This is a genomic window from Pseudomonas syringae group sp. 243L2 (genome assembly GCF_032587875.1).
GTDB lineage: Bacteria > Pseudomonadota > Gammaproteobacteria > Pseudomonadales > Pseudomonadaceae > Aquipseudomonas > Aquipseudomonas amygdali.
This window is the reverse complement of sequence record NZ_JAWHPL010000040.1, coordinates 360,226-385,057: the sequence shown is the minus strand read 5'-3', so window position 1 is coordinate 385,057 and position 24,832 is coordinate 360,226. Positions and strand designations below refer to the sequence as shown.

At 59.6% G+C, this 24,832-nt stretch carries 25 protein-coding genes; 23 read left to right on the top strand and 2 right to left on the bottom strand.

Annotation, left to right across the window (positions count from 1 at the left end):
- The first annotated feature begins 18 nt into the window (after positions 1-18).
- The 4 genes from RYB66_RS24865 (at position 19) to RYB66_RS24850 (ending at position 3,590) form a co-directional block, all read left to right on the top strand.
- A complete protein-coding gene (locus tag RYB66_RS24865) occupies positions 19-1,368 on the top strand; it encodes a DUF3999 domain-containing protein (protein WP_316895889.1) in 1,350 nt (449 codons plus the stop codon).
- Positions 1,369-1,502: 134 nt separating this feature from the next.
- A complete protein-coding gene (locus RYB66_RS24860) occupies positions 1,503-2,513 on the top strand; it encodes a class 1 fructose-bisphosphatase (RefSeq protein ID WP_004666507.1) in 1,011 nt (336 codons plus the stop codon).
- 240 nt (positions 2,514-2,753) lie between these two features.
- Positions 2,754-3,008, top strand: a complete 255-nt coding sequence (gene bamE / locus RYB66_RS24855; protein ID WP_002551616.1) for an outer membrane protein assembly factor BamE — start codon at positions 2,754-2,756, stop codon at positions 3,006-3,008.
- 3 nt (positions 3,009-3,011) lie between these two features.
- On the top strand, positions 3,012-3,590 hold the full coding sequence (locus tag RYB66_RS24850; RefSeq protein ID WP_002551615.1) for a lipocalin family protein: 579 nt from the start codon (positions 3,012-3,014) through the stop codon (positions 3,588-3,590).
- 808 nt (positions 3,591-4,398) lie between these two features.
- On the opposite strand, the gene RYB66_RS24845 is transcribed toward RYB66_RS24850, so the two are convergent.
- Positions 4,399-5,763 carry a formimidoylglutamate deiminase gene (locus RYB66_RS24845; protein WP_316895731.1) on the bottom strand — a complete coding sequence of 455 codons (1,365 nt, stop codon included), beginning with the start codon at positions 5,761-5,763 and terminating at the stop codon, positions 4,399-4,401.
- A gap of 202 nt (positions 5,764-5,965) precedes the next feature.
- On the opposite strand from RYB66_RS24845, the gene hutC reads away from it, so the two are divergent.
- From hutC to RYB66_RS24815, 6 genes are all read left to right on the top strand, one after another.
- Positions 5,966-6,676, top strand: coding sequence for a histidine utilization repressor (gene hutC / locus RYB66_RS24840; protein WP_161796169.1), 711 nt, complete (start codon positions 5,966-5,968; stop codon positions 6,674-6,676).
- Positions 6,673-7,269, top strand: coding sequence for a HutD family protein (locus tag RYB66_RS24835; RefSeq protein WP_316895729.1), 597 nt, complete (start codon positions 6,673-6,675; stop codon positions 7,267-7,269). Before hutC ends, RYB66_RS24835 begins: the two co-directional genes overlap by 4 nt.
- 51 nt (positions 7,270-7,320) lie before the next feature.
- A complete protein-coding gene (gene nhaA / locus RYB66_RS24830) occupies positions 7,321-8,496 on the top strand; it encodes a Na+/H+ antiporter NhaA (protein WP_316895727.1) in 1,176 nt (391 codons plus the stop codon).
- Between the two features lie 105 nt (positions 8,497-8,601).
- On the top strand, positions 8,602-9,135 hold the full coding sequence (locus RYB66_RS24825) for a DUF3455 domain-containing protein (protein WP_005730965.1): 534 nt from the start codon (positions 8,602-8,604) through the stop codon (positions 9,133-9,135).
- 103 nt (positions 9,136-9,238) lie between these two features.
- Positions 9,239-9,805, top strand: coding sequence for a sigma-70 family RNA polymerase sigma factor (locus tag RYB66_RS24820; RefSeq protein ID WP_002551609.1), 567 nt, complete (start codon positions 9,239-9,241; stop codon positions 9,803-9,805).
- Entirely contained in the window at positions 9,802-10,509 is a 708-nt protein-coding gene (locus RYB66_RS24815; protein WP_316895725.1) for an anti-sigma factor domain-containing protein, read from the top strand. Before RYB66_RS24820 ends, RYB66_RS24815 begins: the two co-directional genes overlap by 4 nt.
- A gap of 13 nt (positions 10,510-10,522) precedes the next feature.
- On the opposite strand, the gene epsC is transcribed toward RYB66_RS24815, so the two are convergent.
- Positions 10,523-11,476, bottom strand: coding sequence for a serine O-acetyltransferase EpsC (epsC, locus tag RYB66_RS24810; RefSeq protein WP_002551607.1), 954 nt, complete (start codon positions 11,474-11,476; stop codon positions 10,523-10,525).
- A 197-nt stretch (positions 11,477-11,673) separates the two neighbouring features.
- Here epsC and RYB66_RS24805 point away from each other — a divergent pair, with 197 nt between their 5' ends.
- From RYB66_RS24805 to RYB66_RS24745, 13 genes are all read left to right on the top strand, one after another.
- The gene (locus RYB66_RS24805; RefSeq protein ID WP_316895723.1) at positions 11,674-12,672 is read left to right on the top strand and encodes a D-cysteine desulfhydrase; all 999 of its coding nucleotides are present in this window, start codon (positions 11,674-11,676) and stop codon (positions 12,670-12,672) included.
- A gap of 219 nt (positions 12,673-12,891) precedes the next feature.
- Positions 12,892-13,689 carry a cystine ABC transporter substrate-binding protein gene (gene tcyJ / locus RYB66_RS24800; RefSeq protein ID WP_005778615.1) on the top strand — a complete coding sequence of 266 codons (798 nt, stop codon included), beginning with the start codon at positions 12,892-12,894 and terminating at the stop codon, positions 13,687-13,689.
- Positions 13,686-14,354: a cystine ABC transporter permease gene (tcyL, locus tag RYB66_RS24795; protein ID WP_002551604.1), complete on the top strand. Its 669-nt coding sequence runs from the start codon at positions 13,686-13,688 to the stop codon at positions 14,352-14,354. Before tcyJ ends, tcyL begins: the two co-directional genes overlap by 4 nt.
- 3 nt (positions 14,355-14,357) lie before the next feature.
- The gene (gene tcyN, locus RYB66_RS24790; RefSeq protein WP_005743147.1) at positions 14,358-15,101 is read left to right on the top strand and encodes an L-cystine ABC transporter ATP-binding protein TcyN; all 744 of its coding nucleotides are present in this window, start codon (positions 14,358-14,360) and stop codon (positions 15,099-15,101) included.
- Between the two features lie 574 nt (positions 15,102-15,675).
- Positions 15,676-16,404, top strand: a complete 729-nt coding sequence (locus RYB66_RS24785; protein WP_016982752.1) for a hypothetical protein — start codon at positions 15,676-15,678, stop codon at positions 16,402-16,404.
- Positions 16,405-16,937: 533 nt separating this feature from the next.
- The gene (locus RYB66_RS24780; RefSeq protein ID WP_004654156.1) at positions 16,938-18,110 is read left to right on the top strand and encodes an SfnB family sulfur acquisition oxidoreductase; all 1,173 of its coding nucleotides are present in this window, start codon (positions 16,938-16,940) and stop codon (positions 18,108-18,110) included.
- Positions 18,111-18,135: 25 nt separating this feature from the next.
- Positions 18,136-19,341, top strand: coding sequence for an SfnB family sulfur acquisition oxidoreductase (locus RYB66_RS24775; protein ID WP_316895721.1), 1,206 nt, complete (start codon positions 18,136-18,138; stop codon positions 19,339-19,341).
- Positions 19,341-20,699: an LLM class flavin-dependent oxidoreductase gene (locus tag RYB66_RS24770; protein WP_005752440.1), complete on the top strand. Its 1,359-nt coding sequence runs from the start codon at positions 19,341-19,343 to the stop codon at positions 20,697-20,699. Before RYB66_RS24775 ends, RYB66_RS24770 begins: the two co-directional genes overlap by 1 nt.
- A 255-nt stretch (positions 20,700-20,954) precedes the next feature.
- Positions 20,955-21,743 (top strand): MetQ/NlpA family ABC transporter substrate-binding protein, encoded by a 789-nt coding sequence (locus RYB66_RS24765; protein ID WP_004654148.1) that lies wholly within the window; start codon positions 20,955-20,957, stop codon positions 21,741-21,743.
- The gene (locus RYB66_RS24760) at positions 21,740-22,870 is read left to right on the top strand and encodes a methionine ABC transporter ATP-binding protein (RefSeq protein WP_005743154.1); all 1,131 of its coding nucleotides are present in this window, start codon (positions 21,740-21,742) and stop codon (positions 22,868-22,870) included. The genes RYB66_RS24765 and RYB66_RS24760 overlap by 4 nt, the downstream gene beginning before the upstream one ends.
- Positions 22,860-23,504 carry a methionine ABC transporter permease gene (locus RYB66_RS24755; RefSeq protein WP_002551596.1) on the top strand — a complete coding sequence of 215 codons (645 nt, stop codon included), beginning with the start codon at positions 22,860-22,862 and terminating at the stop codon, positions 23,502-23,504. The genes RYB66_RS24760 and RYB66_RS24755 overlap by 11 nt, the downstream gene beginning before the upstream one ends.
- 56 nt (positions 23,505-23,560) lie before the next feature.
- The gene (locus RYB66_RS24750) at positions 23,561-24,187 is read left to right on the top strand and encodes a class I SAM-dependent methyltransferase (protein ID WP_005743155.1); all 627 of its coding nucleotides are present in this window, start codon (positions 23,561-23,563) and stop codon (positions 24,185-24,187) included.
- Between the two features lie 130 nt (positions 24,188-24,317).
- Positions 24,318-24,809 (top strand): hypothetical protein, encoded by a 492-nt coding sequence (locus RYB66_RS24745; protein ID WP_005743156.1) that lies wholly within the window; start codon positions 24,318-24,320, stop codon positions 24,807-24,809.
- Positions 24,810-24,832: the final 23 nt, after the last annotated feature.

Genomic DNA, 24,832 nt, shown 5'->3' with positions numbered 1-24,832 from the left:
TTCTTGAGTCATCCCGCCATGAAGATCGCCGTGCTTGGCCTGGCCTTGTGCACGGCGGTAACCGCCGTCGCCCAGGACAAACCGACGGACTTTGCCAGCCAGACCCCACTGAGCCTTAGCGGCGACGGGCCTTGGTATCGCATCGAGTTACCGCTTGCCGTCCAGTTGAATGCCCGGCAGGGCGACCTGGGTGATGTGCGCGTGTTCAATGCCGAAGGCCAGCCGCAGGCTTATTCGATCACGCCGCGACAGCCTGCACGCGAGCAGGAACCCACGCCAATCCCGGTCAAATGGTTTGCCCTGTACAGCACGCAGGAAGCAGGCGATGCCGCGCCGGTCATCCGCATCGAGCGCTCAAGCAACGGCAGCGTGATCGAGGTCCAGCCGCAAAGCGATATCGAGGCTGGTGAAGAAGTGCTGCGCGGCTGGTTGCTGGACACCAGCGCGATCAAGGCGCCACTGGAGCAGCTGGTGATCGACTGGAGCACCGAGCGTGAAGGTTTCCAGAATTTCAGCATCGAAGCCAGCGATGACCTGCAGCACTGGCGCAACTGGGGCGAAGGGCAGGTTGCCCGGCTGTCATTTGCCGACGAAGTGATCGAGCAACGTGAAGTCGGCCTGCCCGGCCAGAGCGCCCGCTACCTGCGTCTGTTGTGGCGCGCCCCGCACAGCGCCCCCCTGTTGATCTCCGCCCACCTGCTCAGCGCCAGCACTGAAAGCCCGACCCCGCCGCTGACCTGGTCGCCACCGGTCAAGGGCGTCGTCGAAAGTCCCAACGAATATGTCTGGCAACTGCCGAGCGGCTTGCCGGTAGGGCGCGTCAAGGTCGATATTGCCCAGCCAAACAGCCTCGCTCCGGCGACGCTTTACGGTCGGATGGACGCGAAACAACCCTGGCAGCCGATCAGCAGTGGCCTGTTGTACCGGTTATCGCAGAACAACAGCGATATCTTGCAGGACCAGCTGCAATTGTCCGGACGCATCGTTCAACAGCTAAAACTGGTGGTGGATGATCGCGGCGGCGGGCTGGGCAGTGAAGCGCCGCAGTTGAGCGTGGCCGTGCCTGCCACGGAAATCGTATTCCTGGCACGCGGTAAAGGACCCTTCACGCTGGCCATCGGCAACCCGAACGTCAAGGCGGCGAACCTGTCGCTGGCCACCCTGATCCCCGACTTGAGTCCGGAAAAACTGGCCTCGCTCGGGACAGCGGAACCCGCTACGGCATCTGTTGCCAACATGGCAGCTGCGCCGATAGCGGTGCCGCAGAGCATGGACTTCAAACGCCTCGGGCTTTGGGCTGTTCTGCTGCTCGGGGTACTGTTTCTGGGCTGGATGGCGTTCAGCACCCTGCGCGCATCAAAACGCTGAAACACACAGGCTGTCGGGTGCGCTTTGCCCGACATCTGAACTGAAACAGTCATAAGCCAGTCTGATAGCAGTATTACGTCGCCACTCGCGTTAAACTGCGCGGGTTTTCATACCCCCTATTTTCGGAGCTATCCATGTCCCGCGTTACACTAAGTCGTTACTTGATTGAGCAGACTCGCAGCAACAACACCCCTGCCGATCTGCGCTTCCTGATCGAAGTTGTGGCGCGCGCATGCAAGGAAATCAGCCACGCCGTCTCCAAAGGCGCGCTGGGCGGCGTACTTGGCAGCATGGGCACCGAAAACGTTCAGGGCGAAGTGCAGAAAAAGCTCGATGTGATCTCCAACGAGATCCTGCTCGAGGCCAACGAATGGGGCGGTCACCTGGCCGGCATGGCGTCCGAAGAAATGGACAACGCCTACCAGATCCCGGGCAAATACCCGAAGGGCGCGTACCTGCTGGTTTTCGACCCGCTGGACGGCTCGTCGAACATCGACATCAACGCTCCGGTCGGCACCATCTTTTCGGTACTGCGTTGCCCGAACGAATACCTCAGCCAGAACGAAGCGCTGAATGAAAAGGCCTTCCTGCAGCCGGGCACCGAACAGGTCGCCGCCGGTTACGCCATCTACGGCCCGCAGACCATGCTGGTGCTGACTCTGGGCGACGGCGTGAAAGGCTTCACGCTGGACCGCGAAATGGGCAGCTTCGTGCTCACTCACGAAGACATCAAAATCCCGGAGTCCACCCAGGAATTCGCGATCAACATGTCCAACCAGCGCCACTGGGAAGCCCCGGTACAGCGCTACGTGAATGAGTTGCTGGCCGGCGAAGAAGGCCCGTTGAAAAAGAACTACAACATGCGCTGGGTCGCTGCGATGGTGGCCGACGTGCACCGTATCCTCACCCGTGGCGGTCTGTTCATGTACCCGCGCGACAGCCGCGAGCCTTCCAAGCCGGGCAAACTGCGTCTGATGTATGAAGCCAACCCGATGTCCTTCCTGGTCGAGCAGGCTGGCGGCGCATCCACCGACGGTCATCAGCGCATTCTCGACATTCAGCCGGAAGGCCTGCACCAGCGCGTAGCGGTGTACCTGGGTTCGAAAGAAGAAGTCGAGCGCGCTACTGCGTATCACAAAGAGTAAGAAGGCTTGCTGTGCGCCAGTGGTGATTCGGCCCGTCTGAATCACCACCTGGCGACAGGCAAACGAACATTCAATGCTGCGTTCGGCACAGGCCTGCGGGCCAACCATCTGATCTACGGCATAAATCCTTGCGCCGTCCGGGAACCAGATTCCCTTTTTCTCTTCTAAGCTTGCGGTACTGCGCCAGCCTGCCTCCGCTTGCACTGCGACGCGACCCCCTTCCGTTCAGGAGCTACACCCATGTCCTTGCGCACTGTCGCGTTACTCTCGTTCTGCGTATTTCTGGCTGCCTGCAGCAAGATCACCCAGGAAAACTACTCGAAAATTTCAGCCGGCATGCCCAAGGCACAGGTCGAATCCTTGCTGGGCAGCCCGACGGAATGCTCCGGCGCACTGGGCATGTCCAGTTGCACATGGGGTGACCAGAACACCTTTATCAGCGTGCAGTATGCGGCAGACAAGGTTGTGCTGTTCTCGGGTCAGGGTCTGAAATAAAACATGATCAAGGTACTGGTACGTTTCGGAATTTTTGTCATGGCCAGCTTTCTAGCCATCGGTTTTGCCCACTCGGCTGACAACCTCGAGCCAAGGACAGTCGACAGCGTCGACCTCAAGCAATATCAGGGCACCTGGTACGAGATCGCCCGCCTGCCAATGTTTTTCCAGCGCAAATGCGCCCAGTCCGAGGCGCTTTACGCGCTCAAGGACGACGGCAACATCGCTGTGACCAACCGCTGCCGCACTATCGAGGGCAAGTGGGAAGAAGCCAAAGGCACCGCTTCGCCGCAAGTGCCGGGCAAGACCGACAAGCTGTGGGTGGTGTTCGATAACTGGTTCTCACGCCTGCTGCCGGGCGTTGCCAAAGGTGACTACTGGATTCTGGACGTCAGCGAAGGCTACCGGACCGCCGTGGTCGGCAACCCGGACCGCAAATACCTGTGGCTGCTGTCGCGCACGCCGACAGTGTCTGCATCGGTCAAGGAAAACATGCTGAGCAAGGCTCGTCAGCAAGGCTACGACACCTCCCGCCTGATCTGGCGCGAAGATGATTCGAAGATCGGCAAGGGCGAGAAGTAAGCGGACTCCACTTATTGTACTCACGCTTGATCATCGTGCGACGCTCTGCGTCGCATGCCTTTCTGGACGCTCCGCGTCCGATTTTCGATGGGCGGCGCGGCGCAGATTTGTGACGCGGAGCGTCACCCACGGCATTCCCACGCTGGAGCGTGAGGAACGATAAGCGTCGTGGCTGAAAAGTGAGGAACGCCAAGCGTCCGCAAGAACACTATCGTGCCCATGCTCCGCGTGGGCATGCCGTTCTGGACGCTCCGCGTCCGATTTTCGATGGGCGGCGCGGCGCAGATTTGTGACGCGGAGCGTCACCCACGGCATTCCCACGCTGGAGCGTGAGGAACGATAAGCGTCATGGCTGGAAAGTGAGGAACGCCAAGCGTCCGCAAGAACACTATCGTGCCCATGCTCCGCGTGGGCATGCCGTTCTGGACGCTCTGCGTCCGATTTTCGATGGGCGGCGCGGCGTAGATTTGTGACGCGGAGCGTCACCCACGGCATTCCCACGCTGGAGCGTGAGGAACGATAAGCGTCTTGGCTGGAAAGTGAGGAACGCCAGGCGTCCGCAAGAACACTATCGTGCCCATGCTCCGCGTGGGCATGCCGTTCTGGACGCTCTGCGTCCGATTTTCGATGGGCGGCGCGGCGCAGATTTGTGACGCGGAGCGTCACCCACGGCATTCCCACGCTGGAGCGTGAGGAACGATAAGCGTCGTGGCTGGAAAGTGAAGAACGCCAGGCGTCCGCAAGAACACTATCGTGCCCATGCTCCGCGTGGGCATGCCGTTCTGGACGCTCTGCGTCCTCCCTCGCATCAGCCCAGCAATTCCCTCAGCACCTGTGCAAACGCTCGACTGCTTTGCTCCTCTGCGGCATGTCGCCCTTCGCGTATGACCCAGCGTCCATTCACGGCTACGTCGCGAATCTGTCGGTCGCTGCCGGCGAACAGCCAGCGGTTGAGGATGGCGTCGCCCGAAGCCGTGGCGATGTACGGGTCGTTGCCATCCAGCACCAGCCAGTCGGCGCGTTGCCCCACTTGCAGCGTACCAACCTGCTGCCCCAGCGCTTGCGCGCCACCCGCGAGCGCGGCGTCGTACAAGGTGCGGCCAACCATCGGCTGATCACTGCGATACAGCCGGTTACGACGCTGATCGCGTAGACGCTGGCCGTACTCCAGCCAGCGCAACTCCTCGACCACGCTGAGCGAAACGTGACTGTCCGAGCCAATTCCCCATCGGCCACCCTGGGCAATGTAGTCCACCGCCGGAAAGATACCGTCGCCCAGATTGGCCTCGGTGGTCAGGCATAACCCGGCCACCGCGCCACTTTGCGCCATCAGTTGCACCTCATCTGCCTCGGCGTGGGTCGCATGCACCAAGCACCAGCGGTTATCCACAGGGGCATTTTCATACAGCCATTGCAGCGGACGCCGACCGCTCCAGCTCAGGCAGTCATCGACTTCCTTCTGCTGTTCCGCAATATGGATATGCACAGGGCACTGCTGGTCGCTGGCCGTAAGCACTTCACTGATTTGCTGTGGCGTCACCGCACGCAGCGAGTGGAAGCACAGACCCAACTGCTGCGTGGGCTGAGCCGCCAGAAGCGGGCGTAGACGAGCCTGCAAATCCAGATAGCTGTCAGTGCTGTGGATAAACCGCCGCTGCCCTTCGTTGGGTGCCTGCCCGCCAAACCCCGAGTGGCTGTAAAGCACCGGCAGCAGGGTCAGGCCGATGCCGACCGAACTTGCCGCCTGACTGATCTGCACGGCCAGTTCGGCAGGATCTGCATAGGGTTTGCCGTCCAGGTCCTGATGCACGTAATGAAATTCGGCAACCGAGGTGTAACCGCCCTTGAGCATTTCGATGTACAGCTGGCGAGCGATAACGCCCAGTTGCTGCGGACTGATGCGCCCTACCAGGCGATACATGAGGTCGCGCCAGGTCCAGAAACTATCGTTGGGGTTGCCCGCCACTTCCGCCAGCCCGGCCATCGCCCGCTGAAACGCATGAGAGTGCAGGTTCGGCATGCCAGGCAGCAACGGGCCACTGACGATTTCGGCACCCTGCCGATCCGCATTGGCCTCGATGCGGGTCAAAACGCCTTCCTGGCTGACCTCCAGACGCACATTGTTGGCCCAGCCGTCGGGGAGTAACGCGCGCTCGGCAAAGAAGGCTGACATTGACTTCACACCTCATCACTGTAATTTGTATATACATATACAGACGTTTAAGCGACCGGTAAACCTTCGGCACGCTTGCCGAGCAGCAGGTTAATGGTTAGCGTGGCGCTCTCAGGCGTCTGAATCATCGTCAAAACGTCATTTTGAAAACAAGGACTCACACGTGTCGACTCCGCCCGCCTCTTCTTCCCTGGCAGCCCAGATGGGCGAAAGTCCCGCACCCTTGTACGCCCGCGTCAAACACATGATCGCCCTGCAGATCCAGAATGGCACCTGGCCGCCGCACCATCGCGTACCGTCGGAAAGCGAGCTGGTGACGCAACTGGGTTTCAGCCGCATGACGATCAACCGCGCCCTGCGTGAGCTGACCGTTGAAGGTTTGCTGGTGCGCATGCAGGGTGTTGGCACTTTTGTCGCCGAACCCAAAAGCCAGTCGGCGCTGTTCGAAGTGCATAACATTGCTGACGAGATCGCCGCGCGCGGCCATCGCCATACCTGCAAGGTCATGGTGCTAAAGGAAGAAGCCGCAGGCTCCGAGCGCGCTCTGGCGCTGGACATGCGCGAAGGCCAGCGGGTGTTCCATTCACTGATCGTGCACTACGAGAACGACATTCCGGTACAGATCGAAGACCGCTTCGTCAACGCCCAGGTCGCCCCGGACTACCTCAGGCAGGACTTCACCCTACAGACGCCTTATGCCTATCTGTCGCAGGTTGCACCGCTCACCGAAGGCGAGCATGTGGTCGAGGCGATCCTCGCCGAAGCCGATGAATGCACGTTGTTGCAGATCGATGCCGGAGAGCCCTGCCTGCTGATTCGTCGCCGTACCTGGTCAGGCCGCCAGCCCGTCACCGCTGCGCGCCTGATCCACCCCGGCTCCCGCCATCGCCTGGAAGGACGCTTTACCAAATGAGCCAGACTCGCCTCCTGCGTGCCGTCGACTACCCGCGCATGCCGTGGAAAAACGGCGGTGGCAGCACTGAAGAAATCGCTCGCGATGCAGGCCAGGACCTCGACGGTTTCGGCTGGCGGCTGTCGATCGCCGATATTGAAACCTCGGGCGGCTTCTCGGTGTTCGCCGGTTATCAACGCATCATTACCGTCTTGCAGGGCGCGGGCATGACACTGGACGTGGACGGCGTTACCAGCCGCCCGTTGCTGCCATCGGACCCGTTTGCGTTCAGCGGCGACAGTGAAGTCAGTTGCACACTGCTGGACGGGCCGATTCGCGACTTCAATCTGATCTATGCTCCTCACCGTTACACAGCACGCCTGCACTGGATAGACGTGCGTCATCCGCAACGGCTGTTCAGTTCAGCCGGCATCTTTGTGCTGTTCAGCATGGCCGAGCAAGTAACGATAAGCGTGAACGGCCAGCCGTGGGAAATTCTCGGTAAACTTGATTGCGCTCAAGTGGATAATTCTGGCGGTTTGCTGGAAATTGAACTGCAATCACCTCTCGCCAGTCGTTGCTGCCTGATCGAACTCACCGCCACGGGCCTGTAGACGCATTCCTGGCACCTCATAACAAAAATAGCCTTGCACTCAAGGATGACCATGACTCAAGTTTCCAACCGGGAAACGTCCAGAGGCGTTGCCGTCCTCACCCGTTTCCTCGCCTCCGAATCAGCAGGCGGCATCGTCTTGATGGCGGCGGCGCTGGCCGCCCTTATCGTCGCCAACTCTTCTCTCTCAGCGAGCTACTTCTCGATTCTGCACAGCGTCTGGCTGGGCCTGTCGGTGGAGCTGTGGATCAACGACGGGCTGATGGCCATCTTTTTTCTGATGGTCGGCCTGGAGATCAAACGCGAAGTGCTGGCCGGCGGCCTGGCAACCTGGGGACAACGCGCCCTGCCCGGCTTTGCAGCGGCGGGCGGCATGCTGGTGCCTGCGCTGATCTACATCGCGATTAACTGGGGCAATCCGCAAACCCTCAGCGGCTGGGCGATTCCAGCGGCCACCGACATCGCCTTCGCCCTCGGCGTGCTGTCGCTGCTGGGCAGTCGGGTGCCGACCTCGCTGAAGGTCTTTCTGGCCGCGCTGGCGATTCTCGATGACTTGGGTGCTGTAACCATCATCGCGTTTTTCTACAGCTCGGGGCTTAACCTGCCGATGCTGGCCGCCGCATTCGCGACCCTCGCCGTACTGATCGCGCTGAATCGCCTGAACGTCCGCCGTCTGCTGCCCTATTTGCTGCTCGGCGCGCTGCTATGGTTCTTCGTCCTGCAATCGGGCGTACACGCCACGCTGGCCGGCGTGGCGCTGGCGCTGTGCATCCCGATGGGCAAGCCCGAGGAGGAAGCACGCTCGCCGCTGCTGTTTCTTGAAGAAAAAATGCATTACTGGGTGGCGTTCGCTGTGGTGCCGATCTTCGGCTTTGCCAATGCGGGTGTATCGCTTTCCGGCATCACCCTGGCAAACCTGATCGACCCGGTGCCTATGGGTGTCGCATTGGGCCTGTTCGTCGGCAAGCAGATCGGAGTGCTCCTTGCCGCAGTGCTGGCGATTCGTGCCGGGCTGGCGACATTGCCGGAAGGCAGCAACTGGGTGCAGTTGTACGGCGTCGCTATTTTGTGCGGCATCGGCTTTACCATGAGCCTGTTCATCGGCAACCTGGCGTTTCCTGGTTCGCAGCACCTGATCGATGAAGTAAAAGTCGGTGTGCTGATCGGCTCGGGCCTCGCGGCAATTGCCGGTATTTTGCTGCTGCGCAGCCGTTTCAGCCGGCACTGAAAAAATATTTTCAAATCACTGCATCCGGATGGGTTTCTCGCGGGTAGTACATTCAGCAGCCACTTCGAGTTGCTGAGCGCGGTTAAACAATCTGGAGATTTCTGCATGAACGCAAAACGCTTGCTCTGCCTTGCTGGTAGCACCCTGGCTTTCACTTGCCTGTCATCCATTGCCATGGCTCAGACTGACCTGCCCGAAAGCGTCCGGGTACCGGCCGGCAACAAAGTCAGCATGACCACCACCGGGGTCGGCGAGATCACTTACGAGTGCCGCGCCAAAGCCAACATGCCCAACGAGATGGAGTGGGCATTCGTCGGTCCCAAGGCCGTGCTCAATGACAAGAGCGGCAAACAGGTCGGCACCTACTACGGCCCACCGGCCACCTGGGAAGCCAAAGACGGCTCGAAACTGACCGGTACTCAGGTTGCTGTGGCCCCGTCGAGCGCAGGCAACCTGCCGTACCAACTGGTCAAGGCCAACCCGGCTGAAGGCAAGGGCGCAATGACGGGCGTCACTTACATTCAGCGCGTGGCCTTGAAAGGCGGCGTAGCCCCGGCCAAAGCCTGTGCAGAGAGCAACAAGGGCGCGAAGGAAGTGGTCAAGTATCAGGCCGACTACCTGTTCTGGACCGCCAGCTGATCAATGCGCTTAATCAGGTGACCGTGCAACAGTAGGCTATGCTGCTGCACGGGAGCCTCGTGATGTCAGCGAGGCAGTAGTCTTCCTTTGATGGCGGATCATCTTGTCCTCGCACGAATCTCTCTTTGATTACGAAGCAACGTTGCAGGCCTGCGCTCGCGGTGACAAGCAGGCCTTGCAGCGTCTTTATCAACAGGAAAGCGCGCGGCTGCTCGGCGTCGCTCAGCGGCTGGTGCGTGACCGGGCGCTGGCTGAAGACATCGTGCATGACGCATTCCTGAAAATCTGGAGCCACGCGGCCAGCTTCGACGCGGCGCGCGGTTCGGCGCGTGGCTGGATATTCAGCGTGACCCGGCATCTTGCGCTGAACACGCTGCGCAACACGGCGCGCGAGGTACGTGTCGAGGATGACGGCAGCGACGATCATCACGAACAGGCAACCCTGGAAGGCTGGCAGGAAACCGGGGATGCTTTCGATTGGCGGGTCAATCCAGGACGGATGACTTCATGCATGGAGCAACTCGAGCCGGTACGCCGAAACTGTATCTTTCACGCTTACGTAGACGGCTATTCGCATCAGGAAATCGCGCAGAAGATCGGCGCGCCATTGGGTACGGTCAAAGCCTGGATCAAGCGCAGCCTGACGGCTTTGCGGGAGTGCATGGGATGAACCGGCCTTTAGACGACAACATTCATGACCTGGCGGGCGAGTATGTGCTCGGCACCCTGTCGGCACAGGAAAGGCTCAACGTAGAGCGTCGCCTGCCCCACGAGCCTGATCTGCAGGCGGCCATCGACGCTTGGGAGCAGCGCCTGCTGCCCCTGACAGAGTTGGCCGAACCGGTTACGCCATCGCCCGGCCTGTGGGATCGCATCGAACGTAACTTGCTGGAGCTGGCAGCACCCGCCAAAGCGCTGCATAGACAGCGAGTGCGCTGGTGGGACAACCTGTCGGTCTGGCGGGGGCTGGCGGGTGCCGGATTAGCGGCGTCGCTGGTGCTGGGCATGACGTTGCTGACCCGCGCGCCGGCGCAACCGTCCTACCTCGTGGTATTGGTCGGGCCGCAGGACAAGGCTCCCGGCTGGGTTGTGCAAGCCAGCAACTCGCAGGAAATCCAGCTTATTCCGCTTGGCGTGTTCGAGGTTCCGAACGACAAGGCGCTGGAGTTCTGGACCAAGGGTGACGACTGGCAAGGCCCGGTCTCACTCGGGCTGGTCAAGCCGGGTCAGAGCCTGCATGTTCCGCTGGACAAACTGCCGCCACTGCAACCCAATCAGCTGTTCGAACTGACTCTGGAGAAATCCACCGGTTCGCCAATAGGCAAGCCTACCGGGCCGATCCAGTTCATCGGCCGGGCAGTGAAGGTGATCTGATAACGGAGCGATCTCACTTCTTGCTGCAATCATCCTGTTGCAGCAAATTGGCCTGGGTCAGGTTGCAGCCCGCCGGTACGCTGCGGGTCAGCCAGACATTGCCGCCGATGGTCGAGCCCTTACCGATGGTGATGCGCCCCAGAATGGTCGCACCCGCGTAGATCACCACGTCGTCTTCAACGATTGGATGCCGTGCATGGCCTTTCTGCAACTGGCCGTCCTCGTCCGACGGGAAGCGCTTGGCGCCCAGGGTCACGGCCTGATAGATCCGCACCCGCTCGCCGATGATCGCGGTTTCGCCAATTACCACGCCTGTTCCATGGTCGATAAAGAAGCTCGGGCCGATCTGCGCGCCCGGATGAATATCGATACCGGTCGCCGAATGGGCGATCTCCGAGCTGATGCGCGCCAGTAATGGCAGACCGGCGCGATACAAATGGTGCGCCAGACGATGGTGGATCACCGCCAGAATGCCGGGGTAGCACAGCAGCACTTCATCAACGCTGCGTGCAGCCGGGTCGCCGTGGTAGGCGGCCAGCACGTCAGTGTCCAGTAACAGACGAATACCCGGCAGGGCCATGGCGAAGCCCTGAATCAGCTCGAGCGCTCGCGCATCGATGCTCTTCAGGTCACCGCCCTGCTGATGAGCGACGTAGCGCAGCTCCAGGCGGGCCTGGGCCAGCAGCGCATTGAGTGCCACATCCAGCGTATGCCCCACGTAAAAATCTTCGCTTTCTTCACGCAGGTCCACCGGGCCAAGCCGCATCGGGAACAACGCCCCGCTCAGCGCTTCAAGAATTTCGCCCATGGCTGCACGCGAAGGCAGTTCGCGCCCGCCGTGCTCGCCGCTTACGCGACGGTTACGAGCCCGCCAGTCTTCACGCGCGCCGCGCAACTGGCTGACGATCCGCTGCAACTGCCAGTGGCTGGAACTGCCGTCGGCGGATGCTTCTGGAATATCGCTCACGCTTGACTCTCCTTGATGTGAAGGGTGGCGACCGACAGTGCTGGCCGCTGCTGTTGCCACTCTACGGCAAACATTCAGACGAAAAAAACAACAATTTCTGTAGGAATACGCCAACAGAGCAGTGAGCACAGATAAGTTGCCGTGCGGGAAACGTCTGCCTATAGTCCGGTGACTCTCTACACGGCTTACCGACCACCATGATCAAAAATCAGCTTGCCTGTTTCAATCGCCTGGACTTGATCAGCGCGCCGACGGCTCTGGAAAAGCTTGAGCGCCTGTCGATCTGGGCAGATCGCGATATCTACATCAAGCGTGATGACACCACCACCCTGGCGCTGGGCGGCAACAAGGTTCGCAAACTTGAATACCTCGCCGCAGACGCGCTGGCCCAAGGTGCCGACACGCTGATCACTGCGGGCGCTATCCAGTCCAACCATGTTCGCCAGACTGCTGCCCTGGCGGCGCGCCTGGGCCTTGGCTGCGTGGCGCTGCTGGAAAACCCCATCGGCACTGAAGACCCGAGTTACCTGAAAAACGGCAATCGCCTGCTGCTGGAGCTGTTCGATGCCAAGGTCGAGCTGGTCGAAAACCTCGACAATGCTGACGAACAACTGCACGCGCTGGCTGCGCGTCTGCGCTCCAGCGGCAAGAAGCCTTATCTGGTACCCATCGGTGGCTCAAGCCCGGTCGGTGCGCTGGGTTATGTTCGCGCCGGGCTGGAACTGGCTGAGCAGATCAAGCAAACCGGCATCGACTTTGCGGCGGTTGTTCTGGCCTCCGGCAGCGCGGGCACCCACAGCGGCCTGGCGTTGGCACTGGCTCACGAGTTGCCGCAATTGCCGGTTATCGGCGTGACCGTTTCGCGCAGTGAAGAAGCACAACTGCCCAAAGTGCAGGGCTTGGCCGAGCGCACGGCACAATTGCTGGATATAGCCCTGCCGGAGCATTTCAAGGTTGAACTGTGGGACGAATATTTCGCTCCGCGTTATGGCGAACCGAACGCCGGTACGCTGGCGGCGATCAAGCTGGTGGCCAGCCACGAAGGGCTGTTGCTGGACCCGGTTTATACCGGCAAGGCCATGTCCGGCTTGCTGGATGGCATTGGCCGTCAACGCTTCAACGACGGCCCGCTGATCTTTCTGCACACTGGCGGTGCTCCGGCGCTGTTTGCCTACCCGGATGCGTTTGATCAGTAACTTTTCAGCCGGCGCAGCTTTTATGCCTTTTGATAGGAAAAATAACTTTTTTTGTTATTTTTCCTCATAAGCAGATGGCTATATAGTCGCGCCCGGCAGGCAACAACTCTGACGCAACACCTGACGTAACTGCCTGAAAAAAAGCTGAATAATCAGCACGATGTTGCTTGAGTCGGGTCAGAAAATGGCCAGACACTTCCATACCAACAAGGGGCTCGCATGAACATTTCCGCTATTCGTCGCACGTTTCTTTTCTCGGCACTGGGCTTGATGCTCGGTACCGGTATCGCCGGGCAAGCCATGGCTGGCGAGCAACTGCAGAAAATCAAGGATAGCGGCACGCTTAATGTGGGCCTTGAAGGCACTTACCCGCCGTTCAGCTTCGTCGATGAAAACGGCAAGCTCACCGGCTTCGAAGTAGAGTTTTCCGAAGCGCTGGCCAAGGAACTGGGTGTGAAAGCCAAGATCCAGCCATCGAAATGGGACGGCATTCTGGCCGCTCTGGATTCCAAGCGTCTGGATGTGGTGATCAATCAGGTGACCATCTCCGAGGAGCGCAAGAAGAAGTACGACTTCTCCGAGCCCTACACCGTGTCCGGCATTCAGGCGCTGGTTCTGAAGAAGAACGCAGACACCATCAAGACAGCCAAGGACCTGACCGGCAAGAAGGTTGGCGTGGGGCTGGGCACCAACTACGAACAATGGTTGAAGGAAAACGTCCCGGGCGCAATCGTCAAAACCTATGACGATGACCCGAGCAAAATTCAGGACCTGAGTGTAGGCCGTATCGACGCGATTCTCGTTGACCGTCTGGCAGCTCTGGAAATGGCCACCAAGACCAAAAACAAACTGGTGCCCGCAGGTGACGCGTTTTCCCGTCAGGAGTCCGGCATTGCCCTGCGCAAAGGCGAACCCGAGTTGCAGGCAGCTATCGACAAGGCGATCGACAAACTGCGCGCCGACGGCACCCTGGAAAAACTGTCGAAGAAATACTTCAACGCTGACGTCACCAAATGATCGAAGAGAGCCTTCAGCTCGCGCTGGACTCCGCGCCCTTTCTGCTCAAGGGCGCGTATTACACCGTCTTCCTCAGCCTGGGCGGGATGTTTTTCGGATTGCTGCTGGGCTTCGGCCTGGCATTGATGCGCCTGTCGCGCCTCAAACTGGTGAACTGGATTGCACGCATCTACGTGTCGTTCTTTCGCGGTACGCCCTTGCTGGTTCAGCTGTTCGTGATTTATTACGGCCTGCCGGAACTGGGTATCCAGCTTGAACCCCTGAGCGCGGCACTGATCGGCTTTTCGTTGAACATGGCCGCTTATGCTTGTGAAATTCTGCGTGCGGCCATCAGCTCTGTGGAACGCGGTCAGTGGGAGGCTGCCGCAAGCATCGGCATGACCCGCTGGCAGACCATGCGCCGGGCCATACTGCCGCAAGCAGCACGCACGGCCTTGCCGCCGCTGGGCAACAGCTTCATTTCGCTGGTCAAGGACACCGCGCTGGCCGCCACCATTCAGGTGCCGGAGCTGTTCCGCCAGGCGCAGTTGATCACCGCACGCACCTTTGAAATTTTCACCATGTACCTGGCCGCCGCACTGATCTACTGGATCCTTGCCACGGCGCTCTCGCACCTGCAAAACAAGCTGGAAGCCAGGGTCAACCGGCATGATCTGGAGACCTGACGCATGATAGTCGTTGAAAAACTCACCAAGAAATTCAAGGGCAATCAGGTGCTCAAGGGCATCGATCTGCGTATCGAAGCCGGGGAAGTCGTCGCCATCATCGGTCCCAGTGGCTCGGGCAAGACCACCCTGCTGCGCTGCCTGAACCTGCTGGAGACACCGGATAGCGGCAGGATCAAGGTGGGCGACATCGAGATCGATGGCACACGTTCCATGAACCAGCAACAGGGGTTGATTCGCCAGTTGCGCCAGCAGGTAGGGTTCGTGTTTCAGAACTTCAATCTGTTTCCGCATCGCACAGCGCTGGAAAACGTCATTGAAGGCCCGGTAGTGGTCAAGAAGGTCGCGCGGGAAGCCGCCGAGGCGCTGGGCAGGAAACTGCTCGCCAAGGTCGGTCTGACCGGCAAGGAAGACGCCTACCCGCGTCGTCTCTCGGGCGGGCAGCAGCAGCGCGTGGCGATTGCACGGGCGCTGGCGATGGAGCCGCAAGTGATTCTGTTCGACGAGCCAACCTCGGCACTGGACCCGGAACTGGTTGGCGAGGTGCTGACCACTATTCGCGCCCTGGCCGAAGAAAAGCGCACGATGGTGATCGTCACCCACGAGATGAGCTTTGCACGGGAGGTCGCCAACCGGGTGATCTTCATCGACAAGGGGGTGATCGTGGAGCAAGGCGAAGCCAAAGCACTGTTCGCCGACCCTAAGGAAGAGCGCACACGGCAGTTTCTTGAGCGCACTCGTCACTGATCATGCCGGTAGGTCCCCAAAAAAGCAGCGTCCATCAACGGCGCTGCTTTTTTCTTACATTTCAGAAGGCGTTAATCGTTCAAGATCCTTGCTCAATTCCCGCGTAATTTTCCGAAAAATCATCGAAATAATAAAATCGGCCTACGTCAGCTCTCATACCTGATTCGTAGTCGGCTGGCCTGAGACACACGCCCCTTGCCGAACACACTCTTCTGAGCCCTCCTCCGTCGGTCACTGCCTGTTGCTATTGGTACTTTGTGGTAGGACGGTTGTTTATCGCGAAGTAAACAGTTCCAAATAAACCGTGTAGGAAGTCTCCGGTTTTCAAGTAAAACACTAGCAAACGCCACCCACATATTGACAAGTGCCTGCAAAGCCCATTAGCTCATACATATCACTCAGTTAGTGAGACACTAAAGTTTCAAGCCCTCTTTTCATACCATTTGTAATGTTTGCCATAAGTTGGATATTTAAGGTACTTATCCCACCGCCTTAAGCGCACCTCTTATTACTTCAACATGACAATTTATGACGAATCGTTACTTAAACTATTGATTATCAGGAGCACCCGTACATGAGCCAAATCATTTGCAAACCGACCCCTCTGGGCCTGTCAGCCCCTTCCATACCGCTGGCCAGCCGACATGGCATAGGCGTGAGAGGTGCCTCTCAACTGCTTGTTCATGTGGCCCCCTATGACAGCATGGACGAGGGAGACCTGATCGAACTGTTCTGGGACGGCTGTTACGTCGCGTCAAAAATATTGAAGGCATCCGACGTCGGCAAACCCGTTGTCCTACGCGTGCCGGAAAGCTTTCTACAGAACGGCAAAGCAAGAACTTACTACCGGGTCATGAAAATAGGCGGTTTGCCCATAACCTCGCCCTGCCGCAAGCTATGGGTGAAGCTGAACGCACCAGGCGGGCAATTGGTCAGCACCAACACGGAAGAAAACCAGGGGCTGGCACCCCTGTATGTTGTGCCATCGGTAATACGTCGAGGACTGTCGCGCAGGCACCTGGAAGGCGGTTTACCGATGACCATCGAGCCGTACCTGAACATGGCTGTCCACGACGAGATCACTGTGCGCTGGGGCGATTTGCGTATGGACCTGCCGCCGCTTGTTGCCGAAGACGTCGGTGAGCCTGTCGATCTGGTCGTGCCGCCCGCGCTGATACTGGAAGGCGGAGAGGAACAACAACTGGAAGTGACTTACTGTGTTATAGACCGAGTGGGTAACAACTCGCTCTGGGCTCCGCCACGGGTAATACGGGTTCAGCCACTGGGCCATTACACTGATTGAATACGACGAATCGAATAATCGAGGCTCCTGAAAAAATCACCTGCAAAATAGCCGGCGCGGTAATAGCAGTCATCAATAAAATAAACATTGGTAACTTATGTCCGCTACTTTTTAAACCTATGCCGCGCATGCAATAAACGGCGAAATCGCGCAGGCGTCAGCGGTGTTCATTTCGCATTTGATTCTGCACCTCGGTCTGGCACGTGGGGTGACGTCGGTTGAGGCGCTGAACGGACGCAGACGACTGACAATTACTGTCTATGCTTATTCCAAAAAGCACGTTTTAAAAAATTTTATACACGCTTAGGGTATATATACCGGACCACCGGACATCGTGATGTTTTCCAGCCGCACTTGATGCGGTCTACTGCTACGAGGTTCCGATGGTCCCTTTCACAACTACCCCTGTGGATAAACCCAGGGCTGTACCTACTGACGGTGAGCGACGCGAGTCTGATCCGACGGCGGTAGCAGCCCACCACGTCGAGGCTTCACAAGAGCCTGACGTAGCTCCCCGACTGCTTGCGGCCAAGGTGTTGCAAAACGACGCCGAGGCCATTGCAGCCGCTCATGAACTGGCAGCGGCAGCCAGGATCAACGCTGCAAACCGCGACCGGCAACGCGCTTTGCCGTGGGCTGAAATCGAACAATTCACCCGTAGCGGACTGGGCAGCATATCCATCCCGCGCGCGTACGGCGGGCCGCAAGTATCGTTCGTCACGGTGGCCGAGGTGTTCAGGATTATTTCTGCTGCCGACCCCGCATTGGGACAAATTCCGCAAAATCAGTTTGGCATCCTGCACCTGCTGCAGGGCAGCGCCACCGAACAGCAGAAAAAAACACTGTTTCAGAGCGTGCTGGACGGCTGGCGCATCGGCAACGCCGGGCCGGAGCGTGGCACCAAAAACACGCTGGAACTCAAGGCACGGATCACCGCCAATGGCGACCGCCTGACCATCACCGGACAAAAATTCTATTCCACCGGCGCGTTGTTTGCGCATTGGGTCGCGGTCAAGGCGCTGGATGATCAGGGCCGGCAGATCATGGCCTTCGTCAAACGCGGCACACCGGGGCTGCGCATCGTCGATGATTGGTCGGGCTTTGGCCAGCGCACCACCGCAAGCGGTACCGTGCTGCTCGACAATGTTGCGGTCGACGCCGGGCAGGTGGTCGACAACTGGCGTCTGGCCCTGACGCCCAATATTCAGGGTGCGGTATCGCAGTTGATCCAGGCTGCGATAGACGCGGGCATTGCTCGCGGTGCAATTGATGATGCGATTGCGTTCGTTCGCGAGAAATCCCGTCCGTGGATCGACGCCAATGTCGAGCGTGCCAGCGACGATCTCTATGTGATCGCCGACATCGGCAAGCTGAAACTTGAGCTGCACGCCGCCGAAGCGTTACTGCGCAAGGCGGGTCAGGAACTCGACGAAATCAACGCTGCGCCCATAGACGAGCACTCGGCAGCGCGCGCTTCCATTGCCGTGGCGCGTGCCAAGGTGCTGACCACCGAAATCTCCTTGTTGGCCAGCGAAAAGCTGTTCGAACTGGCGGGCAGCCGCGCGACCCTGGCCGAGTTCAATCTCGACCGCCACTGGCGTAACGCACGCGTCCATACCCTCCACGACCCGGTGCGCTGGAAATACCACGCAGTCGGCACCTGGCATTTGAACGGCACCCTGCCTGCTCGCCATTCCTGGATCTGAACCAGACCACTGGAGAACACCTTTGATGAGTTCCAACCTTCAGGCGCGCGACAACGCAGCGCTGATTACCAGTGACGCTCAGGCCCTGCAAACAGCCCGCGAACTGGCCCTGCACTTCAAGACCGACAGCGCACAACGCGACCGCGAGCGTCGTTTGCCTCATGCCGAACTCGACCTGTTCAGTCAGTCCGGTCTGTGGGGCATCAGTGTCCCGAAGGCCTTTGGCGGCGCGGGTGTTTCAAACGTGACGCTGGCCAAGGTGATACAGCTGATTTCCGAAGCCGATGGCTCGCTGGGCCAGATTCCGCAAAACCATTTCTATGCCCTCGAGGTGTTGCGCGTGAACGGCAACCCGCAGCAACAGGCGCAACTGTATGCCGAGGCGCTGGCTGGCGTGCGGTTCGGCAACGCGCTGGCCGAACTGGGAACCAAAACGGCACATGACCGCACCACTCGCCTGACCCGTGACGGCGACGGTTATCGCATCAATGGCCGCAAGTTCTACGCGACCGGCGCGCTGTACGCGCAACGTATTCCCACCTCGGTGATCGACGACGAGGGTGTGCAGCAACTGGTTTTCGTCGCGCATGACAGCGAGGGCCTGACCGTCATCGACGACTGGAGCGGTTTCGGGCAGCGCACCACGGGCAGCGGCTCGGTGCTGTTCGACAACGTGTACGTCCGCGCCAACGACGTCGTGCCGTTCCAGAGCGCTTTCCAGCGCCCCACTACGGTCGGGCCGCTGGCGCAGATTCTTCATGCGGCGATCGACACCGGCATCGCCCGCGCAGCCTTTGAGGACGCCCTGACCTTCGTGCAGACGCGCACCCGGCCGTGGATCGACTCGGGTATCGAAAAGGCCGTGGACGACCCACTGACGCTGCACAGCTTCGGCAAACTCGGTATTCGCCTGCACGCCGCCGAAGCACTGCTCGAGCGCGCCGGGGAGTTTCTCGACGTTGCCCAGGCAGACAGCAATGCCGAAACCGTGGCCGCCGCCTCGATAGCCGTTGCCGAAGCCCGCGCCATCAGCACAGAGATTTCCCTGGCGGCCGGCTGCACGTTGTTCGAACTGGCTGGCAGTCAATCGACACTGGCTGAACACGGCCTGGATCGCCACTGGCGCAATGCGCGCGTTCATACGCTGCACGATCCGGTGCGCTGGAAGTTTCACGCCATCGGCAATTACTACCTCAACGACACCAACCCTCCGTTGCGGGGGACGATCTGATGGCGCGTAAAAAGATCCTCCTCAACGCGTTCAACATGAACTGCATCGGCCATATCAATCATGGTCTGTGGACGCATCCGCGTGATACCTCAACGCAATTCAACAGCCTGGAATACTGGACCGAGCTGGCGAAACTGCTGGAACGTGGTCTGTTTGACGGTTTGTTCATCGCCGACATCGTGGGCGTGTACGACGTCTATCAAAACTCGGTGGACGTCACCCTCAAGGAAGCCATCCAGTTACCGGTCAACGACCCGCTGCTGCTGGTTTCGGCAATGGCTGGCGTGACCAGACACCTGGGCTTTGGCCTGACGGCCAACCTGACCTACGACGCGCCCTATCTGTTCGCCAGGCGCATGTCGACGCTCGATCATCTGAGCCGTGGCCGGGTGGGCTGGAACATCGTGACCGGCTACCTCGACAGCGCGGCGCGGGCGATGGGTCTCACCGAGCAGAACGAGCACGACCGCCGTTACGATCAGGCCGATGAATACCTGGAGGTGCTCTACAAGCTCTGGGAAGGCAGCTGGGAAGACGATGCCGTCATCAATGACCGCGAGCAGCGCGTCTATGCCCAGCCGGGCAAGGTGCACAAGGTACGGCACCAGGGCGAGTTCTATCAGGTCGAGGGCTACCACCTGTGCGAGCCGTCACCGCAACGCACGCCAGTGCTGTTTCAGGCCGGCAGTTCGGAGCGCGGCCTGCAATTTGCCGGGCAAAACGCAGAATGCGTGTTCATCAGCGGCCAGAACAAGACCGCGACCCGCGAGCAGGTAGACAAGGTGCGCGCCAGCGCAGTGAAGGCCGGGCGCAACCCGGAGGACATCAAGGTGTTCATGGGCCTTAACGTCATTGTCGCCGCGACCGAGGCGCTGGCTCGGGAGAAACACGCCGAGTACCGCCACCATGCCAGCGCCGAAGCAGGCGTGGCGCACTTTGCGGCGTCGACCGGTATCGACTTTGCAGAGTACGAACTGGACGAACCCATTCAGTACGTGAAGAGCAACGCCATTCAGTCCGCGACCAGAAACCTGAAAAACAACGACTGGACCCGCCAGAAACTGCTCGATCAGCACGCGCTGGGCGGCCGTTATATCACCCTGGTCGGCTCGCCTGAACAGGTCGCTGATGAGCTGGAATCGTGGATTGCAGAAACCGGCCTGGACGGTTTCAACCTGACCCGCATCGTCACGCCAGAGAGTTACGAGGACTTCATCGATCTGGTGATCCCGGAGTTGCAACGCCGCGGGTCCTACAAGACCGCTTACGAAGACGGCAGCCTGCGCAAAAAACTGTTTCCGGAAGGTACGGATCGATTGCCGGAACGGCACGCGGGAGCGGCACACCGGCGTATTTGATTTTCAAACGGACGCAGAGCGTCCAGAACGGCATTACCACGCAGAATGCTCGGCGTTATACATAAGTCTGCTCTTGATTCTGGCCGAAGGCCGTGGGAGCGGGCTTGTCCGCGAAAGGGCCGGTATATTCTCTAAAAATGCATCTACTGAGATACCGTCTTCGCGGACAAGTCCGCTCCCACAAAGCTCCATATTCAAGGAATCTCAGGACTTTGTGCAGAACGCAGGAGCAATAATTTCTTAAAGGACCGCACCATGAGCAAAACCCTCGCTGCACTGGCCCTCGGGCTGTTGACCCTGACCGCTTACGCTGACGACAAACCCTTGAAAGTCGGCACCACGGCAGCCTTCGCCATACCGCTTGAAGCCGCTGTCGAAGAAGCTGGCAAGCAGGGCCTGAAAGTCGAGCTGGTCGAATTCACCGACTGGATCGCCCCCAACGTCACCCTCGCCGCAGGCGATATCGACGTGAACTACTTCCAGCACATCCCTTTCCTGACCAACGCCAATGAAGCCGCCGGTTTCGGCCTGGTGCCCTACGCGCCGGGAATCATCAACAACGTGGGTCTGTACTCGAAAAAGTACAAAAGCTTCGATGAGCTGCCGACCGGCGCAACCGTGGCCATTGCCAATGACCCGATCAACAGTGGACGCGGCCTGCAACTGCTGGCCAAGGCCGGGCTGATCACGCTCAAGCAAGGCGTCGGCTACAAGGCGACCGAGGAAGACATCACCGCCAACCCGAAAAAGCTCAAGATCATTCAGGTTGAAGCCGTACAGCTGGTGCGCGCCTACGATGACGCCGACCTGGTGCAGGGCTACCCTGCCTATATCCGTCTGGCCAAAACCTTTCCCGCCGACTCGGCCATCCTGTTCGATGGCCTGGACCACCCGGAATACGTCATTCAGTTCGTGATCAAACCTGATCATAAAGATGATCCGCGTCTGGCTAAATTCGTCGATATCTATCAGCACTCGCCCGTCGTCCGCGCTTCGCTCGACAAGGTCAACGGCAAGCTTTACCAGGCGGGATGGAAAGAATGACCGCAACCGCGCAACGCCAACTGCCACTCGATACCCCGATCGCAAGCACACTGGCGCAACAGGCCGAGCTGCACCCGGAGCTGAATCGCGCCCATGTGCGGTTCATCAACCTGGGCAAGACCTATCACGGCAAGCAAGGCCCCGTTGAAGCGCTGGGCAATATCGACCTGGCTGTCCAGCGCGGCGAGATCTTCGGCATTATCGGCCGCAGCGGCGCAGGCAAGTCCTCGCTGATCCGCACCATCAATCGCCTGGAACAACCCAGCAGCGGCCGGGTGCTGATCGATCAGGTGGACATCGGCGAGTTCGACGAAGACAAACTGGTGGAGCTGCGCCGACGCATCGGCATGATCTTCCAGCACTTCAACCTGATGTCGGCCAAGACCGTCTGGCAGAACGTCGAGCTGCCGCTCAAGGTCGCAGGCGTGCCCAGGGAGCAACGCGCGCGCAAGGTCGCGCAGTTGCTGGAACTGGTGGGTTTGCAGGACAAGCACAACGCATACCCCGCGCAACTGTCCGGCGGGCAGAAACAGCGCGTCGGCATTGCCCGCGCACTGGTGCATGATCCCGCAATCCTGTTGTGCGACGAGGCCACTTCAGCACTGGACCCGGAAACCACTCAGTCGATCTTGGGCCTGTTGCGCGAAATCAATCAGCGCCTGGGCCTGACCATCGTGCTGATCACCCATGAAATGGCGGTTATTCGTGATATCTGCCACCGCGTTGTGGTGCTGGAGCAAGGCCGGATAGTCGAGCAAGGGCCGGTCTGGCAAGTGTTTGGCGACCCACAGCACGACGTCAGCAAAACCCTGCTGGCACCGCTGCAAACCGGGCTGCCGAAGGAGTGGGCCGAGCGTCTGAGCGATCAGCCGCAACGGCCTGATGCAGCCCTGTTACTGGATGTGCATTTTACCGGTGCCAGTGACCAGGGGCCTGATCTGGCCGCGCTGTTTGCCGCGCTGGGCGGCAAGGTGCAATTGCTGCAGGGCGGGGTCGAGCGCATTCAGGAGCGGGCCATCGGCCACTTGATTCTGTCGGTCGCCGGCTCAGTGCATACACGCGACGAGTTGCTGGCACGCGCCCGTCAACTGGCGCCACGCGCGGAGGTATTGGGTTATGTGGGTTGATCGTTTGCTGCAAGGCACCCTCGACACGTTTCTGATGGTCGGTGTGTCGTCATTGATCGCACTGCTGCTGGGCATCCCGCTGGCGGTGATTCTGGTCACCAGTTCCAAAGGCGGCATCTATGAGGCACCGGGGATCAACCGCGTGCTGGGTGCCTTCGTGAACCTGTTTCGCTCTATTCCCTTCCTGATTCTGATGGTCGCGCTGATCCCGTTCACGCGGATGATCGTCGGCACCACGTATGGTGTCTGGGCAGCCGTTGTGCCGCTGACCATTGCTGCCACGCCGTTCTTTGCACGGATCGCCGAAGTGAGCCTGCGCGAGGTCGATCACGGCCTGGTCGAAGCGGCGCAAGCGATGGGCTGTCGGCGCTGGCACATCATCTGGCACGTATTGCTGCCAGAAGCGCGCCCCGGCATCGTCGGCGGCTTTACCATCACGCTGGTGACGATGATCAACTCATCAGCCATGGCCGGTGCCATCGGCGCAGGCGGGCTGGGCGACATTGCCTATCGCTACGGCTATCAGCGCTTCGATACGCAGGTGATGCTGACCGTGATCGTCTTGCTGGTGGCGGTCGTAGCGCTGGTGCAACTGGGCGGTGACCGGCTGGCGCGCAGCTTCGACAGGCGCTGAGCAGCCGCAACGCAGCGAGGGTATATTGGCGGTCTTCCTTTACCGGACCGCCCCTGATGAAACTCGACCCTCAGACGCTTGCGCAGATTACCTCGACCACCGTCAGCCATTACAACAGCGTGGCCGACGAATTTCGCGAAGGCACACGCGACCACGACGTCAGCCAGAATATCGATGCCCTGTTGCGGCATATCGAAGGCCCGGCACCGTGGCAGATTCTCGACTTCGGCTGCGGGCCGGGGCGTGATTTGAAGACGTTCACAGCGATGGGCCATGTTGCGGTCGGGCTAGACGGCTCAGAACGTTTCGCCGAAATGGCACGCGCCGAGACCGGTTGCGAAGTGCTACAGCAGAACTTCCTCGAACTCGACCTGCCGCAAGGCCGCTTCGATGGCCTCTTCGCCAACGCAGTGCTTTTCCACATCCCAAGACAGGAACTGCCACGCGTGCTGCGCGAACTGTATGCCACACTCAAACCGGGCGGCGTGCTGTTCAGCTCCAACCCGCGTGGTGAGAATCAGGAAGGCTGGAACGGCGAGCGTTACGGCGCGTACCACGACCTCGAAACATGGCGCGAACTGCTGACCGAAGCCGGGTTTAGCGAGCTGGAACACTACTACCGCCCCGCCGGGTTGCCGAGAGAGCAGCAGCCTTGGTTGGCGAGTGTCTGGCGGCGGCAGTGATGTGCGGCGCTGTGCAGTTCGTGTGCTGGTACTTCTGACAGTATCGCTCAGCAACCTGTGCGTCTTAGGATAGATTCAGCCACTTAAACAGGCGGCTTGCATCCATCCGAATCGATCAAAGGAACTGATCATGGCGAACGAATATCTGGAAAATGGCGATTTCAGCGACAATCTTACTCACTGGACAGCCCCAGTGGGCTTTGAGCCAGACTTCAAGCCCATGGAAGGCGAAGGTCAAAGCATCAAGCTGAATACGGGCGTGACCGTAAGCCAGTCTATTATTGAACTGCCCGCCCAGCGTCTGCATCTCGAGTTCGACGTTCTTAACGCAGAGGATGTAGACGACGTGTTCTTCGTCGTGGTCGTGGGTGGCTACAACATTAAGGATGAGATTAATCTGACGCAGGTCGTAAACTTCGCAACTCAGGAATGGGTGCATTATTCTGGCGACTTCGATTTCCAGGTGCAGCTCAAGAAATGCTTCTTGAATATATCTGCCCCGGCGGAGACCTCCAGCTTTTCGCCTTCAGGCCTGACAAAGGCCTCGCCGTTCGGCCCGGTACGGTTCGCCAACCTCAGCCTGTCCACGATCGACGTCAAGGACGCAGGCGAGACCGACTGATTGCCGGGTCGTCAGCCCTGCCC

What these genes read in the sequence shown, in the direction of transcription:
- RYB66_RS24760 (WP_005743154.1), top strand. Translation starts at nt 21,740, where the DNA reads ATGACCGCAACCGCGCAACGCCAACTGCCACTCGATACCCCGATCGCA.
- bamE (WP_002551616.1), top strand. Translation starts at nt 2,754, where the DNA reads ATGTCCTTGCGCACTGTCGCGTTACTCTCGTTCTGCGTATTTCTGGCT.
- RYB66_RS24805 (WP_316895723.1), top strand. Translation starts at nt 11,674, where the DNA reads ATGATCAAAAATCAGCTTGCCTGTTTCAATCGCCTGGACTTGATCAGC.
- RYB66_RS24860 (WP_004666507.1), top strand. Translation starts at nt 1,503, where the DNA reads ATGTCCCGCGTTACACTAAGTCGTTACTTGATTGAGCAGACTCGCAGC.
- RYB66_RS24770 (WP_005752440.1), top strand. Translation starts at nt 19,341, where the DNA reads ATGGCGCGTAAAAAGATCCTCCTCAACGCGTTCAACATGAACTGCATC.
- RYB66_RS24815 (WP_316895725.1), top strand. Translation starts at nt 9,802, where the DNA reads ATGAACCGGCCTTTAGACGACAACATTCATGACCTGGCGGGCGAGTAT.
- RYB66_RS24850 (WP_002551615.1), top strand. Translation starts at nt 3,012, where the DNA reads ATGATCAAGGTACTGGTACGTTTCGGAATTTTTGTCATGGCCAGCTTT.
- RYB66_RS24835 (WP_316895729.1), top strand. Translation starts at nt 6,673, where the DNA reads ATGAGCCAGACTCGCCTCCTGCGTGCCGTCGACTACCCGCGCATGCCG.
- RYB66_RS24775 (WP_316895721.1), top strand. Translation starts at nt 18,136, where the DNA reads ATGAGTTCCAACCTTCAGGCGCGCGACAACGCAGCGCTGATTACCAGT.
- tcyN (WP_005743147.1), top strand. Translation starts at nt 14,358, where the DNA reads ATGATAGTCGTTGAAAAACTCACCAAGAAATTCAAGGGCAATCAGGTG.
- hutC (WP_161796169.1), top strand. Translation starts at nt 5,966, where the DNA reads ATGGGCGAAAGTCCCGCACCCTTGTACGCCCGCGTCAAACACATGATC.
- RYB66_RS24750 (WP_005743155.1), top strand. Translation starts at nt 23,561, where the DNA reads ATGAAACTCGACCCTCAGACGCTTGCGCAGATTACCTCGACCACCGTC.
- RYB66_RS24865 (WP_316895889.1), top strand. Translation starts at nt 19, where the DNA reads ATGAAGATCGCCGTGCTTGGCCTGGCCTTGTGCACGGCGGTAACCGCC.
- nhaA (WP_316895727.1), top strand. Translation starts at nt 7,321, where the DNA reads ATGACTCAAGTTTCCAACCGGGAAACGTCCAGAGGCGTTGCCGTCCTC.
- tcyJ (WP_005778615.1), top strand. Translation starts at nt 12,892, where the DNA reads ATGAACATTTCCGCTATTCGTCGCACGTTTCTTTTCTCGGCACTGGGC.
- RYB66_RS24745 (WP_005743156.1), top strand. Translation starts at nt 24,318, where the DNA reads ATGGCGAACGAATATCTGGAAAATGGCGATTTCAGCGACAATCTTACT.
- RYB66_RS24845 (WP_316895731.1), bottom strand. Translation starts at nt 5,763, where the DNA reads ATGTCAGCCTTCTTTGCCGAGCGCGCGTTACTCCCCGACGGCTGGGCC.
- RYB66_RS24825 (WP_005730965.1), top strand. Translation starts at nt 8,602, where the DNA reads ATGAACGCAAAACGCTTGCTCTGCCTTGCTGGTAGCACCCTGGCTTTC.
- RYB66_RS24765 (WP_004654148.1), top strand. Translation starts at nt 20,955, where the DNA reads ATGAGCAAAACCCTCGCTGCACTGGCCCTCGGGCTGTTGACCCTGACC.
- tcyL (WP_002551604.1), top strand. Translation starts at nt 13,686, where the DNA reads ATGATCGAAGAGAGCCTTCAGCTCGCGCTGGACTCCGCGCCCTTTCTG.
- RYB66_RS24785 (WP_016982752.1), top strand. Translation starts at nt 15,676, where the DNA reads ATGAGCCAAATCATTTGCAAACCGACCCCTCTGGGCCTGTCAGCCCCT.
- RYB66_RS24755 (WP_002551596.1), top strand. Translation starts at nt 22,860, where the DNA reads ATGTGGGTTGATCGTTTGCTGCAAGGCACCCTCGACACGTTTCTGATG.